The following is a 17,704-nucleotide window of genomic DNA, read 5'->3' on the forward strand; positions in this document are numbered from 1 at the left end:
TCTGACAACACTTTACCTCAGTAACAATCAGATAACAGAAATTCCCGAAGCGCTCGCCTCCTTGTCCAATCTGACAAAACTTTACCTCTGGAACAATCAGATAACAGAAATTCCCGAAGCGCTCGCCTCCTTGTCCAATCTGACAACACTTTACCTCAGTAACAATCAGATAACAGAAATTCCCGAAGCGCTTGCCTCCTTGTCCAATCTGACAGAACTTGTCCTCAGTAACAATCAGATAACAGAAATTCCCGAAGCGCTTGCCTCCTTGTCCAATCTGACAAAACTTAACCTCTGGAACAATCAGATAACAGAAATTCCCGAAGTTCTGGGCAAAATGGAGAAACTGGAACAATTGGATTTGCGGGGCAATCCGATACCAATTCCGCCGGAAATTCTGGGCGAAAAGGACTTCTATAAAAGTCCTGGCGATTTGCGTACCATTCTCGATTTCTACTTCCAAACTCGTGACCCCAACGACACCGAAGAACTCAACGAAGCCAAACTTTTGATTGTCGGCGAAGGCGAAGCGGGAAAAACCACCCTAGCAAACAAACTCCTCAATACCGACTACCAACTCAAAGAACGAGAACCCGCCACCGAAGGCATCGATGTGATGCGCTGGGAATTCCCACAACCCAACGGCAAACCTTTCCGCGTTCACGTCTGGGACTTTGGCGGACAGGAAATCTACCACGCCACCCACCAATTTTTCCTCACCGAACGTTCCCTGTACGTCCTCCTCGTCGATAACCGCCGCCAAAACCCCAACCTCTGCTACTGGCTGAGTGCCGTCGAACTCCTCAGCAACAGCAGTCCCGTCTTTCTCGTCCAGAACGAAAAACAAGACCGTCGCTGCGAAATCAACGTTTCCCAACTGCGTCGTGACTTTGACAACCTAATAGAAAAACCCCTCACCACCAACCTCGCCAGCAATCGCGGACTCGCAGAACTCCAACGCGCCCTCCAAAACCGCATTGCCACCCTCGACCACATCAGCACGCCCGTTCCCAAACGCTGGGCAAGCGTCCGCCACATTTTAGAAAACTATTCCCAACGCCAAACCCACATCGCAGTCAGCGAATTTTTCGACATCTGCGCCAGCCAAGGCTTTAAAAAATCCGATAAACCCGCCATGCTGACTCTCAGCAAATACCTTCACGACTTGGGAATTATCCTCCACTTCCAAAAAGACCCCATCCTCAAAAACATAGTCATTCTGCGTCCCGAATTGGCAACCAATGCTGTTTACAAAGTCATCAGCAAGAAAGAAATTACTGACGAAAAAGAAGTCGCCGACAACGCAGAAGTCATCGCCAACTGCGGGTATTTCACCCAGGAAAACCTCAAACAAATCTGGTGCGAAAGAGAATACCGAGACTTGCAGGACGAACTACTCCACTTAATGAAACACTTTAAACTGTGTTACGAAATCCCCTGCCAACCCGGACAATACATCGCCCCGCAACTTCTACCCCTGGAAACGCCCGATTACGCTTGGGACGACACCGATAACCTGATTTTGCGCTACGAATACGATTTCATGCCCAAAGGCATCATTACCCGCTTTATCGTAGAAATGCACTTGTTAATATACCGCCCTCAATCCGATTTACCAAAGGGTAGGGGGGATATTGTCTGGCGCGATGGAGTCATCCTAGCCGACAATTACGCCAAAGCCGAAGTTATCGAGAATTACCACCAACGAGAAATCGGCATTCGAGTTTCCGGCAACCAGAAAAAATCCCTTTTAGACCGTATCCGCCACGAACTCTGGAAAATTCATGCTACTTATGACAATCGCCTAAAATACCAAGAATTAATCCCCTGCAATTGCGAACGATGCCAAGGCAGCCAAGACCCTCACCTCTACGATTTTGAAGCGCTGCGCGTCCGTTTGGCAAACCACTGCTACAAAGCCGAATGCCAAAAATCTTATCAAATGGTGAACGTGCGCGGCTTGATGGAAGATTTCCCGGACAATTTGCAACGATGGGAAGAGAAAGAGCGAATTTCTGGAATCGATCGCCCCGATTTTGGAGATTCTTCTAGCATTCAATTCAATATCAACGTTAACGGTAAAAAAATGACTCAAGATTCTTCCAAAACCAACAACTTCAACGGCCCGATGTCTGGTGTGATTGGCAGCGACAACGCCACAGTTAGGAATAACGCATTTATCCAAAATAATAACGCCAATACCGCCGAACTGCTACAACTAATTTCATCAATGCGTGAAACCGCCGCCCAGTTTCCAGAAGACATTCGCGAGGGTGTAATTATCGATATTGAAGATGTCGAAGCGGAAATTAAGAAACCGGAAAACCAATGGAATAAAGCCAGATTAAAGAAAAGTTTAAAAGCTATTGCAGCGACGGCGGCTGCGATCGGAGTTGGTATCGGAGGTGCTGTTGATTTGGCCAATAAGACGATCGATGTCGGTCAAAAACTGGGTATCGAACTCAAGCTACCATCGGCACGGTAAATTATTATTTGCGATTTTCGCGATATTCATATTACCACAGTCAGGACACGGCGCCGTGTCCGACTGAGAATTTATATTATCTTAGCTTTTTGAGTTTCTTCAAGTGCGATCGCCTCAAATTTTCTACCAACTGCCGCAACTGACCCAAATTTCCCGCTTCGCCGCCGTACTTCCACCGCACGTAAGCTTGCGAAACTTCATCAATCACCTCGGCTTCATCAGTTGCACGATCGCGCCGCATTGCCTCAGCATACTCCAAAGGCGTTTGAGCTTTCTGCTTGGCAAATCCCCGACTCGCCAAATCCTTCAGCATTTGCTGATAAACCCCCTCCACCGGCGGCAATTTCGCCAGCCAGCGGCGGTAGCGCCACTTGCGCCACAGTTGCCAAATTAACCAGCCAAAGAAGCCAAATGCGATCGCACCAATCAAACCAGTAAACAACCCCACCCAGCCCTTCGCAAACTGCCCCAAAAACCAGCCCAGAATCAAACTTATCCAGCCAATTACAAAACCTATAACTGAATCGAGCCCGCTTCTGAGAGGAGTCGGTAGCCAACCCGCTATCCACTTCCAAAACGATTCCAGCGCACTAAAAGTCTGGTTGTCTTCCACCGAAGCCGGAATCAGCGGATAACCGGGAATCGGATTAAAAGCAAACCAGCCGTTATTGGGAAAATATACCTCCGTCATCAAGAAAGCGTCGGTATTTTTCACAACATACAAACCAGTAAACGGGTTAAATTCCCCCGTATCGAAACCGCCCGCCATTCGCGCTGGAATCCCGATCGACCTCAGCATAATTGTCAGTACCGTCGAAAAGTGGTCTGGATATCCACCTGTAACTTTTTTGCCGCCCTGGGTGTTTTTGTAGCCAAACAAAAAACCCTCGACTAAATCTTCACTTTCCTCTAAATAAGGCAAAGCTTTTTCAATTTTATAATTCGGGTTTTGCTTCAAATATTGAGCTAAGTACAAAGCTTTTTCGTAAGGAGAATCGATCGATCTATCTGATTTAGCTACTCTCGTCCTTGCTAGCAATATTTCCTCTGTTTTTGCCCGCACCTTGGCGGCAATTTTGGGCGGAACATCTAAATAGAACTTGCGAATGTTTTTCGGGTAATTAGTACCAGTTTTACCCAACAGAGCTCGATCGCGAAAAGGCACATTAGAAATCACCGTATAAGTCAAACCTTCCGCTAATTCCACAGGCGATCGCAAACCCCCCTCCGCATCAATCGCCACCTCTGTCGTCGGAAAATAAAGTTCCTTCGGCTTGTTTAAAGCCGGAATCAAATTCGGCAACTGAGCAACAATAGTATAACTTTGAATCACCTCTTGAGTGCGGGGCGCATTGGGAAAAGGATTCAGAAAAAATTGATAAGACCACCTAGGTCTATTCACCTTAAAAGCTTGTTCGTTGCGAGAAATTTCCCAACCCTGACCGGTGTATTTGTCGAAGCCCAACACCCGCCAAAAACCCGCCGCCTGCGATCGCACCCGCATCACCACTTGGGGTTTCATTTCCCCCCGCAAATTTTGATTGATGCGCTGGTTGAAACCGTAATAAAAAGTAGAGTCCACCTCTCCTGGCCCAGAGTCTGGGTTTCTCCCCTTTCCTCCGCCAGTTCCTTTTTTATCTCCTCCTCTGACATACCCCGGATTCAGAATGCTGCGGGAGTCAAACTCGCCCTGATATTGAATGGGAGCACTCACCGGAAAAGTCCGCAATTGATAGCCTGGGAGGCGCGGCAAAAACGCAAAAATAGTCAGCCCCAACCCGACAGTTATCAGCAGCAGCAAAGCAAAATACTTTGGGGATAAAGTAGCAGCAAATAGCGACAGGCTTTCATTTTTCTCTTTACCTTTTGCTGTTTCGCCAATGGCTTCTGGCTTCAAAAATCCCAAGCGCGATCGATAATCCAAAACCAAAGTCGGAAGCGCTAAAGCCAAAAACACCAATAACAGCGGCCCAAAAGTCAAGGTTTGGCTGAGAGTCGCTGCTACCCCCAACAAAATTAGCCCGATTACCATCGAGTAGCCCAAATCCTTGCGGCGGGGCAAATCGAAGCTGTGCAGCACTTGGAGTTGAATTAACAGTTGCGCTAAAACTAACCGCGTATCATTCAATTCTCCCACCAAGCGGCTAAAAAAAGCAAACAGCGCCACCAGCATTCCAATAGCTATGCAGAACTTAGCAGCTACATTGCGATCGCGGCGGCGGTACCAACTCCAAGTTGCTCCCAAAATACTAACAGGCACAGCCCACAGGTTCTGGGCTTCTTCGGCAGCAACGTCAGTAGCTACAATTCCCACAATTACTAACAACTGAACTAGGATTCGCAGCAGTAAAGAATCCTCAATCACCGGCGGAGGCATGGCCTCAATCTGCTCCCACAGCTTACCCAAAACAGGTATATTTCGCAGGTTATCAGTTGTCATGTGCACCCATCCAACGATTTTAGATTTTAGATTTTAGATTTTAGATTTTATCCACAGATGAATCTGAGAGGGATTTAACTAATATCTAAAATTTTTGGCTTTCCGCGATAGAAGTCGAGGAATTGCATCGGTTTTTGTGTGAGGTCAAACCGCAGAGTAAAAACCTAAATTATTTACTCTAATTAGACCTTTCTAGTTGCTATTTTGTCCTGCCAAAATTGGACGAATAGCAAACATCAAAGGTCTGGTCTCGAAGTTTTGGAATCGAACTTCTAGGGCATAAGTCTTGTCAGGTTGCGGATCGAACAACTCCACACTTAAATGCCCCGAATTCGGACGCTGTGCAGTTGTTTCGGCATCTCCTCCCTTGAGTTCCAAACTTCCTGCCCCGGGAAATTGGCACTCAACTCTTAAACACGGCATTGGCTGTTCTCTGTTGCGGTTCGACAGGTATTGAGCCTCTAGAGTCAGCGAACCCAAACCAGTCAGCCACTCCCGCGAAACCGGCGGCTGATTCACAGGACAATTCAAAGTTAGAGACTCAAGGATTTCCCTGGCGGCCAACAGCGACAGCACCATTTGTTGATCGGTAGTCGCCGCTTCGTAATTTGGGAAATTTTCAAAATCTAAAAATCCCCGCAAAGAACCTCTGAGCACTAAACCAGCTAATTCATTGAGTTCCTGAGACTGGCCCGGAAACAAGCTATCTACAGCGCGAACTAACTTCGAGCCTTCCCGCAGCGACGACATTACCAGTTCCTGACAAGGTTCTAGCAGTTGAGCAAAAACCTTTTCGGCGATCGGAATTGGCAGGCGGCCCCACTTGATATTTTGTAGTTGGGGAGTCCAGAGGTGCAGGGGGGGAACCCATTGCGGGGCTACATCGTCTGGGTAATCGTGGTCGTAGCTTTTGAATTCTGTTTCCCAGGGGAACAGCGGCGGGTTAGATTCAATTTCGGCTCTAAGCCTTTCTTTTAACAAGGTCTGAAAACGGTCTTGCACGGTCGGTATTTCTCCAATTGTCAGCGGTTGTGCGGGTGCATTGCTGTGCGCCCCCACTTGATAGTCCAGCGGGTCTGGTTCGTCCCATTCCCAGTATTCCACCCCGGAAGTCTCTTCTGTTTCGCCCCACTCTTGTGAGCGAGGGGACGGATTGAAGTTTTCCTCATCTTCACTAGAGGCATTCGCGATTGGCGCCTGCAATATCCAGTCTAAAAAATGGCGCTCGAAAGCCTCTGCATCCCTGTTCGTTTCGTTATTCATCACTAGATGCCCCTTCTCCGGAATCTGAACGATTTCGCAATTCCCACGCAAGTTCCAGCAATTTAAACCACCGCTTCTGTACCTGGGCTACCGTGCTGCCCAGGGTTTGGGCGATCGCTGACTCTGACAGACCCTGTTGCTTCAACTTTAGCAAACGCTGTCCCTCTGGACCAATTTGCTCGCCAAAATCCTGCCACTGAGAAGGCAGCAAACCCAGATTTCGATCTAAGTCTGCTTCCAGCCACTGGTGAACGAGTTCCCAGCGGTGCGACATGGCGAACCTGAGCAAATGGTACTTGAAGCGCTGCTGCAAATAGTCTCTTTGGCGGGGAGTTATGCCCAGGATCGACTCTATTTCATTAGTCGGTAAGTCTTTCAAGCGCAGCACGAAGTAATCAGCGCAGTCTTGTTGGCTGCGCTCTTTCAAGTAAGCGACTAATTCGTCAATCACGTTTTGCCGCAGAGATTCTGACTCGTCGCCTAGCGGACGAATTGCCGCCGAACCCTGTCCTGCCATCGCTTCCCGCACGGAGTGCACCGAGGTGTCGTTCCAAGTTTGGTCGGAATCTGAAGCCCCTCCGTCGGCGGCTTGTTCCATATCTACGGAGGTTTCTTTGGGCTGCTGCTGGGAAAAGGTTTGGGCCCGTAAAATAATTAGTTGCTGGCTGCGGTTCCGAGGTAAAGGAATGCGCCGCTTGCCAAAGCGCTCTACAAAGGCCATGTACTCTGCTAGTTCTAAGCGAGTGCGGGGACTGTAGGTGGGTAGCAGTTGGGTTTCGCGCCGGAATGCCTTTAAAGCTTCCAGATAAAATCCTTGCAAAAAATCTTTGATCAGTTCTACTCGCGCCTGATAGCTAGACTGCACCTGGGGTGGGGTGATGTAGCGATAGACGATCGCGCTGAGGGTACTGTGCAATTCTACTCGCCCGGGCCCGGAGCCTAAATTGTAATAGTGGAGGCATTGTTGCAAGCGGTGATGGGCGAGACTTAGGGCAGAACCTTCTATGTCTCCAGAGGCTTGAATCCGCTGGCTTTCGGTGCATATCCTGTTGACTTCTGCTGCGAGTCGTCCTGCTACATCCCGGCAGTTCTGCTCAGACGCGCGAGTGGACTTTTTGAGTTCGTCTAACAGCAGTTGAAATATGGTTTCCACGCTCTGGCAGATTTCCCGCATGATAGTTTACAGCTAACAATGAAACTAGCACACCCTGGGACTTTAAATTTGGGATTTTACATTTTATAGCGGGCAGTGCTGGGTATCACATACTTGGACGCGCACCTGTTACCCTGAAATTCTTAAACTCAAATCTCAAATTAACTGACTGATGGATTTAGACCAACAGATTCAAACACTGATCGAAAAAGCTCCGCCCGACGGTTCGACGCCACAAATCTTAAAGGCGATCGCCCCGGCCCTGGTGTTAATTGCCCAACAGCTACAGCACCTCGAATACTCGATCCTGCAAGCGGTAGACCAAAGTTGGGCGATGGTGGTTTTGAGCAATCTCAAGCAACCGGGACGGGAGAAGAGGGTGATTTATGCTTGGAGCGCTCTTAAAGATGCGTCACAGGCCGCGGCTGCTGCGGGCGATCGTCTCAGACCGGTGCCTTTGCCTGTCACTCACATTTTATTTCAGATGATAGCTCTTGAAGGTCTCGACAGCATTGTTTTTTTTGAAAATCCCGGCAATCAGGAAGTGGGAACGGAAATCCCTCGCGAGCAAGTACAGAGCTTAATTAATGTTTACTTGCAACAGTATCGATCGGCTCCACCGCCGGATATTGCCTAAACAACTCAATTTTCTATTAATTGGTAATAGGGCATTACCCATTACCAATTTCCCATTACCAATAAAGTGTAACTTTTTCACCTCTAATAAAGTCTGCTCAAAACGTATTCAGCCAAATCAATCAAAGCTTGACGGGGTTCTGAATGGGGCAGCGCAGCTAAGTATTCGACGGCTTTCTGTGCGTGATGTGTGGCTAGTTCTCGCGATCGTTCTATTCCTTTAGAATCTTCTACCAGTGCCAGGGCCTGCTCTATATCTCCTTCTTGAGCAAACTCCCGATCGACGAGAACTTCCAAGAAAGGCTTTTCTTCTAGGGCAAATAGTGCTGGTGCTGTCAGATTACCGCTTCTGAGATCCGAGCCTGCGGGTTTCCCCAAAGTTTCCGTTGAAGCGGTGAAATCTAATATATCATCTACTATTTGGAATGCCAAACCAATGTTGCGACCGTAGTTGTACAAATCGTCTGCTATTTCCGGTGAAACCTGGCTCAAACAGCCCGCTGCTTTGGAACTGTTGGCAATTAAAGACGCTGTTTTGTAATAACTTTTTTCTAGGTAAGCTTCGATCGACAAGCTGGTGTCAAATCCATTTAGTCCCTGTTGAATTTCCCCCTCAGCTAAATCCATAATCACTTCTGAAAGCAGTTTGACTACTGGCAGGTTGTCCAGATTTGCCAAATGCCAGCTCGATTGAGCAAACAGAAAATCTCCCGCCAATACTGCCACTCGGTTGTTAAACCGACTGTGAACTGTCGGCACTCCCCGCCGCAGATCCGACTCGTCCACCACGTCGTCATGGACTAGACTAGCTGTGTGGATCATTTCCGTGATTTCAGCGAGGCGGCGGTGTTTTTCCGTGATTTCCCGATCGGGCATAGTTGTCCGGGCCATCAACAGAACGATTGCGGGTCTCACCCGTTTTCCCTTTGTGCCGAATAAGTATTCTGCAGCCGCGTACAAGATGGGATGACGGGCACCCACTAACTGTTTTAAGTTTTCTGTCAACAGTCGCAGGTCTTGTTCAACCGAGGAAAATAGGAGAGTGCTAGAGATCATGGATACGCCGACTCAAGCCGTAAAGTAACAAAATTTTACAGATCATATCTTTATTTTAAGGTAATTCTCTGCAATAGAAAAGAAAAATCTAGGCGATCGGCAGTTATTTGTCATCTGCCGCCCGATGGCTCTCGGGTGACTCCCATCCGGCGGCCAGAGGGGTTGCCCCTATTGTATCGAATTGTTAAGGACACTGCCAAAAAATCTCTAAATCCCAGAAACCCTGTGTTACTATGGGTATTAAGGATTTAAACAATTCTATACATTAAGTACAGCCAGACTGGCAGGTAGCTTTTAGGTGCCTGTAAGAGTTTCGTAGAGCCAGCCTTGTTAGTCGATCGCAGCAAAAATTTCTGGGACATATTTTTAGTTACTCGTGGCTAAAAGTTTTCAGAAGTTAAGAGTAGCGCATCTTAATGTGCACGGTAGCTCAAAGCAGCTAAAGTGGATAGTTTTAGGCTGTTTAAGCATCTGTAAAGCAGTAAATCATTATTGATGACCGGGAACGCCTAAATGTTCCCGGAGGCTCGATCTGGAAAAGCAGCCTTCAGAACCAAGGCATGGTCTTGCGTGCTGACTTAATGTAGTAGGTCTTGAACTTGTCCTCCTCCCCCTAGTCCTTGACTTTTGGTTCTAATTATGATTTATCGCGATATTCCTCTAATTATTCCCATTATGGCCGCCGGCTATGTAATGACTATTTATGTACTGCTGATGCTGGCCGAACGCAGCGCTAAAATAACTCGATTGGGCGAGTAGTACACTGCTCGGCAGCCAAATCCGGCAGCAGTGCGATCGCTTCACCGCAGAGAATTCCGAATACTCAATAATAACCCTGCCTTGAATGCTTGCGCGCAAAGACAGGGTTATTATTTACAATTGCAGGCACCGTGGTTTTCTGGAGTACGAGTTACTGCAACACTTCGGACAGTTTCAGGGCTTAAGCATGGGGACGCTTATTCCCCTACGAAAAATTTTGCGACCAGGAACGACAAATATACGAGTAAACTGGGTTTCTTCGGTCTGCGTGCGAAGCGAACTAAGTGTTGAGGTCGTAGTCTCAAACCCTTGATTTACCAGAAAGCCTATAGTGTACCTCGGCAAGCGAAGCCCTCACATTCATCACCCTGAAACCCTTATTCTACGGTTTACCATCGAAAACTATCCGAAGTGTTGCAGTAGGGGAATTCACCGATTTATGCCTTTTTCTACGCGGCTTGGATCGTCGTTTTCAACGGTGAATCTCAAGACATTGAATCGGCAAATAAGTTAGGCAAATTGGCTTTAAACTTAGTATCAATGTTCAATGCCAAAAGCCTCTGAGGCAGGATACTATATGTAGTAGCAGCTTGTATCGCTCACAGCATATATCGTGTCAGGTAAACCCTGCCAATGTTCCTATAAAGCTATCAAAGTGCGCTAAAAAACGGAGATTTTGAAGTTGTCGGTTATTTGACAAACACAAATATCAATATTCCTATTTTGTCTTGCAATAGCGAGCTTGCAGACCTCTAACATGAAATTGCCGCGTCTAGCAACCTGCTCGCTTAACTCAAAAAATCAATAAACTTGCAGTGCAATCAAGTATTTCATCAAGCGGTGCTTAACTGCCTGAGTCAGGCCGATATTCCCTGCACTTTCTCGACACCTTGCCAAGCAGAGCATCTGCTGCTACAGATAGAGCAGCAAAAGTAGTTTTTGCTTTAAAAATATATTCTCGCTCTCACTGTACGGGAGAAAAGTAATTGCCAATATTACTGACAGCATTGAAAATATATTAACTCTTTATTACAACCACTAAAACGCGGAGTAAAAATTGTCATAAATTATCAAGTTTGACTGCCTGAATTGTTGTGTTATCCAGACAAACTAAATCAAGTTTGGAGAAATCTGATTCACAATGCTTTACAAGCGATGGACAATTTCCGACTTTTAACAGTAGAGGTGAGATCGTAAAATTAGAACCTGCTCGTCAGCGTCACGGATAGCGGTAAGGGAATTTCCCCGGGATTTTGCCAATATTTGAGCCGTTCTTTACCACAAAACCCGCCGGCGAAGCCAGCGGGTTGGGAGTGGAGATTGTTAAAAAAGTGTAGAAAAACCTTCGGGTAAAATAGAAGTAACATCAGCGATCGGTCAAAGGACGTTTATTGTGTCAATTCAGATCGCCGTTGAGCGCGATCGCACTAACAAGCATACCGATGCGCGACTAAAAATGCAACTCTAGACTGGTGTCAAACCTCGATTGCGGTCAGGGTGCCGCCACTGTAAAATCTGAAATCTAAAATGGTATTAATAGCCGGTTCCGCTTTCATCTACCCCCCTTGATTTGCCCATGTCAAGAACAGTTTCTGATACCCACAGCTTGCTAGAACAGGCGATCGACCCCAAACCGCCGGTGCTGCCTCCAGACACACCCTTGAAAGTCGCAATCGCTGCCATGACTCAGGCGAGTGCCAGTTGCATTTTAATCGCGTTTGAGCAGCAACTGCTCGGAATTTTTACAGAGCGCGATGTTGTGAAAATAACTGCTAGCGAAATACCGCTAGCAGGGGTAGCCATTTCTGAGGTAATGACTGAAAATCCGATCGCCCTGAACCTCGATAAAGCGGGGAATATCTTCAAGGTATTGAGCATATTTCGATCCTCTTCGAGGGCTGCGCTAACGGCAAAAATCCGTCATTTGCCCCTCACAGACGAACGCGGCAACTTGCTGGGTGCCATCACCTGCGAAAGCCTCCGTCAAATCCTGAAACCGAGCGACTTACTGCAAATGCGGCGCGTTGAAGAAATTATGAGCGCAGAAGTAATAGTTACCTCAACCAGCGCCTCAGTTTTAGAAGTCGCAAAACAGATGACAACCCAGCGCAAAAGCTGCACAGTCATTTGCACTGACAGCGACAACAAAAATCAGAAACCTGTCGGCATAATTACAGAACGCGACATTGTTAAATTCCAAGCTTCTGGACTCGATTTTGCCGGCACTCCTGTCACCGCCGCGATGAGTTTTCCCCTGATACCGTTGCACGTAAAAGCCACATTGTGGCAGGCTCACCAATTAATGCAGCAGCACCGCATCCGGCGCTTGGTGGTGGTAGATGAGGAAGGATATTTAGCCGGTATTGTGACCGAAAGTACCCTGCTGCAAGCCTTAGATCCAGTAGAAATGCACGCGAATGTCGAGCTTTTGCAGGAAACAGTTGCCGAAAACATTCAGGAGTTAAAACAAATGAACGAACACTTGCAAAAAGAAGCGTTTCGGAGAACAGAAGTAGAGGAAAAGTTGCGGATTTTAAATGAAAATTTAGAAGAAGAAATTCAACAGCGAACTTTAGAATTAATTAACGCTAACAGTCAGTTAAAAAAGGAAATACAAGACCGCGCCACCGCTGAAGCTGAAGTCCGCCGCCTCAACACCGAACTCGAACAGCGAGTTTTAGACCGCACGGTTCAACTAGAAGCCAGTAACGAAGAATTGCAGCAAGAAATTAGCGGTCGCAAATTAATAGAAGAAAAATTGCACTTTTCTGAAAGCAAAGTCCGCGCAGTTTTTGAAGCGATGACCGACATCGTTCTAGTGCTAGATATTCATGGCAACATAGAAGTTTTGCCGACGAATGTGGCAGCGTTTTCTGAGCCGGATTGCGATATAGTCAGCCTGACGATAGAACATTTTTTTGACGACGACAACCCGGATGATTGGTGGGTGTTAGTTCAGCAAGTGTTAGAGACACAACAAACGCTCAATTTTGACTACAGCTTAACAGTTGGCGGTCGCGAAATTTGGTTTTCTGCCTGCATTTCTCTGTTCTCAAAAGATGCAGTAATTTGGGTAGCCCGCAATATCAGCGCCCGAAAATTAGCAGAGTCAGCGCTGTGCCAAAAAAATACAGAATTAGCTCATACCCTGCAAGAACTGAAGCGCACTCAAAAAGAACTGATTCAATCAGAAAAAATGGCAGCCCTCGGACAGTTAATTGCCGGAGTTGCCCACGAAATCAATTCTCCTTTAGGGGCGATTCGCTCCTCGGTGCAGAACATCGCCGACTTCTGGGCCGAACAATTGCAGCAGTTGCCGATATTTTTCCAACAACTATCCCCGGAACGGCGGCAGGATTTCTTTGCCTTGCTGCACAAGTCAACCCAAGAAACAGACACCTTATCTAGTAAAGAAAAACGTCAGTTAAAAAAACTTTTGCAGCGGCAATTAGAAGCAGAAAAGATTGACGACGCCGACAGCCTTGCCTGTACCTTATTAGATATTGGAATCGGCAATAATGTAGAACCTTTTTTACCTTTGTTGAAAGACCGCCAAAGTCCAAATATTTTACAAACCGCCTACCAATTCGCTACGGTACAAAAAAGCACTAAAAATATTGCTACTGCAACAGATAGGGCAGCCAAAATCGTTTTTGCTTTGAAAAGCTACTCTCGTTACGACCAGTTGGGTTCCAAGGCGATCGCTAATATTACTGACGGCATTGATACTGTTTTAATGCTTTACCACTACCAAATCAAACACGGTGTGGAAGTAGTCAGAAACTATGGTACTGATTTGCCCTCTGTGCTATGCTATCCTGATGAACTCAATCAAGTTTGGACAAATTTGCTTCACAATGCTTTACAAGCGATGAACAACAAAGGAGTGTTAAAAATTGATGTTAAACACCAAGCTAACGCAATATCAGTCAGTATTACCGACAGCGGCCAAGGCATTCCCCCAGAGATTATGCCGAGAATTTTTGAGCCTTTTTTCACAACTAAACCTCCAGGAGAAGGCAGCGGTTTGGGATTAGATATAGTTCAAAAAATCCTTGAAAAACACCAAGGTGAACTGCAAGTAGAAAGCGTGCCAGGTCAAACCAAATTTACTGTATATTTGCCCATCGAAATCCCTGATAGCAATTAAAAACCTGGGGGAAAACGCCCCCCAATTAAAAAATCAAAGAGGAGTAAAATTTTATGCCCAAACCAGTAATTTTGTGCGTTGACGACGAAGTTGTGGTCTTAAACAGTTTAAAGATTCAACTTAAAAAAGAATTTGGGGATGCTTACCTCTACGAAGTAGCAGAAAATGCAGATGAAGCTATGGAAATTATAGAGGAAATTCAAGAAGAAGATGAAAGCGATATTTTGGTCATAGTATCTGATTGGTTAATGCCAGGTATTAAAGGAGATGAGTTTTTGATTTTGGTTCACCAAAAATATCCCAATATTGTGAAAGTCATGCTGACCGGGCAAGCCGACGAAGTAGCAATAACACGGGTGAAAGAGCAAGCAAATTTGCACCGCTGCTTGTACAAGCCGTGGGACGGCAAAGAGTTAGTAGAAACTATAAAATCTGGTTTGGCAAAACTATGAAAAATAAACCTGTCATTATTTGCGTGGATGACGAACCGATAATCCTTGAAAGTTTGAAAATTGAGTTAAAAAAAACCCTGGGAGAAGAACACTTATTAGAAACCGCTGAAGGGGCTGAAGATGCTTTAGAGTTAATCGAGGAATTGCTGGCAGAGGGCTGCGAAATCGTGGCAGTGATTTCCGACTATCTCATGCCCCATATCAAAGGAGACGAATTGCTGAAGCAGATTCACAGAATTTCGCCAAAAACGATCAAAATTATGCTGACGGGGCAAGCAGACCTTGAAGCAGTAGCGAATACTATTAAATATGCTAAATTGTACCGCTACATATCGAAGCCTTGGCAGTCAGAAGATTTGAAGTTGACCGTAAAAGAAGCGGTCAACAGCTATTTTATGGAGAAGCAATTAGCGGAACAAAATGCTCAACTCCAAAAGCTGAATCAAGAATTGGAAACTTTAGTTGAGGAGCGGACTGCACAACTACGCTTGTCTGAGGAAAAGTTTGCTAAAGCTTTTCGTTCTTCTCCAAACCCGATTAGTATTACCCGACTTAAAGACGGTCGTTATTTAGAAATTAATGAGGCATTTTGCCAGACAATCGGTTATTCGGCAGCAGAAATTCTCGATCGCACGGCGCTTGATTTGAATCTTTGGGAAAGTAAACAAGCCCACGCCGAGTTGTTTAAAATGTTAGACGAAAAAAAAATTGTTCTCAACTACGAATTTGATTTTCGCACTAAAAGTGTGGAACTCAGAACCGGGCTGCTGTCAGCAGAAATCATTGACATTCATGGCGAAACCTGCGTGATTTCTGTGATTCAAGATATTAGCGATCGCAAATTAGCTGAAGAAAAACTCCGAGCTGTAGCGGCTTCTTTAGCAGCAGCGCAAAGAATCGCCAGCGTCGGCAATTGGGAATGTGATTTCTTGACAAACACAACTACTTGGTCGGAAGAATTATCTCGAATTTTCGGTCTCGATTCAACCCAGGCTGCGCCAACACTAACTCAGTTTCCGCAATACGTGCATCCAGACGATCGGCAGAAGTGGCAAACAACGATCGACGCTGCTATTGCTAGCGGGCAATCCTACAGTTTGGAATATCGAATTTTGCGACCGGAACCGACAATTGCTGCGGATAATTACCCGTCACAAACAAGTGAAGGTGGCTTCATCCGCTACATCGAAGCCAGAGGAGAAGCAGTTGTCAACCAACAAGGGCAAGTGACAAAAGTATTCACAACTTTGATGGACATTACCCCCCGCAAGCTGGCAGAAATAGCTTTAGCAGAGAGCGAAGAAAAATATCGCCATTTAGTAGAAGCTTCCCAAGATATTATCTGGTCTTGCGATGCAGACGGACACATTACTTTTGTGAACCAAGCAGTGAAACAAATCTACGGTTACGACCCTGAAGAGATGCTCGGCTGTTCTTTTAGCGATTTTTTAGCGCCATCACAAATAGACTGGAACTGGGAACTTCAGCAGCGCTTGCGGACGGGAGAGGCTGCGTTTCAGTACGAAAGTATAGTATTAGGAAAAGACGGCAGACCGATTGATGTAAATACGAAGGCGATCGCGCGCTTGGACGCTGAAGGAAACATCACCAGCACAACAGGCACAGCTAGCGATATTACCGAGCGCAAACAAGCAGAAATAGCCCTGGAAAAAGCCAAAGAAGAAGCCGACAGAGCCAACAGGGCCAAAAGCGAATTTCTCTCGAATATGAGCCACGAATTGCGAACTCCCCTCAACGCAATTCTCGGTTTCAGCCAACTGCTGGCGCGTGACCCAGCTCTCGGTATCGACCAACAGGAATACTTAGGAATTATTAGCCGCAGCGGGGAACATTTGCTCGATCTGATCAACAATATTCTGCATATGTCAAAAATTGAGGTGGGGTTGGTGACTGTTAATAACAGCACCTTCGACTTGCACAAAATGCTAAATAATACTGAAGATATGCTGAAGCTTCAAGCAGAAAAAAAAGGATTGCAGTTAATTTTTGATTCCACACCCGACCTACCTCAATATGTAGAAACAGACGAAAGCAAGTTGCGCCAAGTATTGATTAATGTAGTCGGAAATGCTATTAAGTTTACTGCGGAAGGTGGTGTTAATTTGAGAATTAAACAAGAGCTGTTGTCTAATAAAAAAGACGGAGAGATTTCGATAAGTGACAGTTGCTGTTTACTGTTTGAAGTTGAAGATACTGGTTCGGGAATTTCTGCGGAAGAAATGGACAATTTGTTTAAACCTTTTGCACAAACAGAAAGCGGGATAAAAGCTCAAGAAGGAACCGGTTTAGGCTTGCCGATCAGCAAACAGTTCGTCCACTTAATGGGAGGGAAAATGACGGTAACAAGCAGCGTCGGTCGCGGCAGCATTTTTAGATTTGATGTTAAAGTTTCGCTCCCTAATGCAGTGGAAATTCAGGTGGCTCAAACAGCTCGCCGCGTTGTGGGTCTCGAACCCGGACAGCCAGAATACCGCATTTTAGCTGTTGACGATCGCCTGGAAAGCCGTTTGCTGTTAGTCAGAATGCTGACATCGCTGGGCTTTGCTGTGCAGGAGGCTGAAAATGGCGTTCAAGCTGTGGAAATGTGGTCGAGTTGGGAACCTCATTTGATTTGGATGGATATGCGGATGCCGGTGATGGACGGCTATGAAGCTACTAAACAGATTAAGGCGCATTTGAAAGGTCAAGCAACGGTGATTATTGCTCTGACGGCAAGTGCTTTTGATGAGGAGCGATCGCTGATTTTGTCTGCTGGTTGCGATGATTTTGTAGCGAAGCCTTTTCGGGAGCAAGTGATTCTGGAAAAGATCGCTAAGTATCTGGGAGTCCGCTATGTTTACGATCGAGAAACTTCGCTAAGTTCTGATGTTGTGGCGTCCGGCGAGGTTTCCACGGCAACTGAAACGGTTAATTTGCCTTTTACGCTTAATGCTTCATTTTTTGACGCTATGCCTGCTGAATGGGTTGATGAATTGTACGCGGCGGCGGATGCAGTCGATAACGAGGAGATTTTTCGGCTGCTGTTGTTGATTACTCCGATTAATGCTGAGTTCTGCAGGGCGATCGCCGATTTGGCGAACAACTTCCGGTGCGATCGGATTATCGATTTGATTGAGGAGTTTAGAAATTTTTGAAGGAAGCAGCAAGAAGGGAGAGGGGAGAGAGAAAAGGTAAAAGCGAAGAGAGAAAAGGGGCGGGTTCAGGATTATTGATGATTTAGATCGATCGACTATTTGTAAATTCGCCTGCGGGCGATCGACTAATTTACCTGTAGGCCCGCGCTCCCAAC

9 protein-coding genes are annotated in these 17,704 nt (G+C 46.3%); 5 read left to right on the top strand and 4 right to left on the bottom strand.

The window, feature by feature from the left end:
• Positions 1 to 2,485: COR domain-containing protein (locus QUA56_RS04840; RefSeq protein ID WP_333353959.1), on the top strand; the 2,485-nt coding region annotated here is incomplete at its 5' end.
• Positions 2,486 to 2,561: 76 nt separating this feature from the next.
• On the opposite strand, the gene QUA56_RS04845 is transcribed toward QUA56_RS04840, so the two are convergent.
• The 3 genes from QUA56_RS04845 to hetZ form a co-directional block, all read right to left on the bottom strand.
• A complete protein-coding gene (locus tag QUA56_RS04845) occupies positions 2,562 to 4,925 on the bottom strand; it encodes a transglutaminaseTgpA domain-containing protein (RefSeq protein WP_333353961.1) in 2,364 nt (787 codons plus the stop codon).
• A gap of 192 nt (positions 4,926 to 5,117) precedes the next feature.
• A complete protein-coding gene (locus QUA56_RS04850; RefSeq protein WP_333353964.1) occupies positions 5,118 to 6,188 on the bottom strand; it encodes a hypothetical protein in 1,071 nt (356 codons plus the stop codon).
• A complete protein-coding gene (gene hetZ, locus QUA56_RS04855) occupies positions 6,181 to 7,362 on the bottom strand; it encodes a heterocyst differentiation protein HetZ (protein ID WP_333353967.1) in 1,182 nt (393 codons plus the stop codon). Before hetZ ends, QUA56_RS04850 begins: the two co-directional genes overlap by 8 nt.
• 151 nt (positions 7,363 to 7,513) lie before the next feature.
• Between hetZ and QUA56_RS04860 the strand changes: the two genes are divergently transcribed.
• Entirely contained in the window at positions 7,514 to 7,978 is a 465-nt protein-coding gene (locus QUA56_RS04860; RefSeq protein WP_333353970.1) for a hypothetical protein, read from the top strand.
• Positions 7,979 to 8,061: 83 nt separating this feature from the next.
• Here QUA56_RS04860 and sds read toward each other — a convergent pair whose 3' ends face one another.
• Entirely contained in the window at positions 8,062 to 9,033 is a 972-nt protein-coding gene (gene sds / locus QUA56_RS04865; protein WP_333353973.1) for a solanesyl diphosphate synthase, read from the bottom strand.
• 2,335 nt (positions 9,034 to 11,368) lie between these two features.
• Here sds and QUA56_RS04870 point away from each other — a divergent pair.
• The 3 genes from QUA56_RS04870 to QUA56_RS04880 are packed head-to-tail and all read left to right on the top strand — an operon-like array spanning position 11,369 to position 17,549.
• The gene (locus tag QUA56_RS04870; RefSeq protein ID WP_333353975.1) at positions 11,369 to 13,942 is read left to right on the top strand and encodes a CBS domain-containing protein; all 2,574 of its coding nucleotides are present in this window, start codon (positions 11,369 to 11,371) and stop codon (positions 13,940 to 13,942) included.
• Between the two features lie 53 nt (positions 13,943 to 13,995).
• Positions 13,996 to 14,394: a response regulator gene (locus QUA56_RS04875; protein ID WP_333353978.1), complete on the top strand. Its 399-nt coding sequence runs from the start codon at positions 13,996 to 13,998 to the stop codon at positions 14,392 to 14,394.
• Entirely contained in the window at positions 14,391 to 17,549 is a 3,159-nt protein-coding gene (locus QUA56_RS04880) for a PAS domain S-box protein (protein ID WP_333353981.1), read from the top strand. The genes QUA56_RS04875 and QUA56_RS04880 overlap by 4 nt, the downstream gene beginning before the upstream one ends.
• Positions 17,550 to 17,704: the final 155 nt, after the last annotated feature.

This window comes from Microcoleus sp. N3A4, assembly GCF_036701805.1.
Classification (GTDB): Bacteria; Cyanobacteriota; Cyanobacteriia; order Cyanobacteriales; family Microcoleaceae; genus Microcoleus.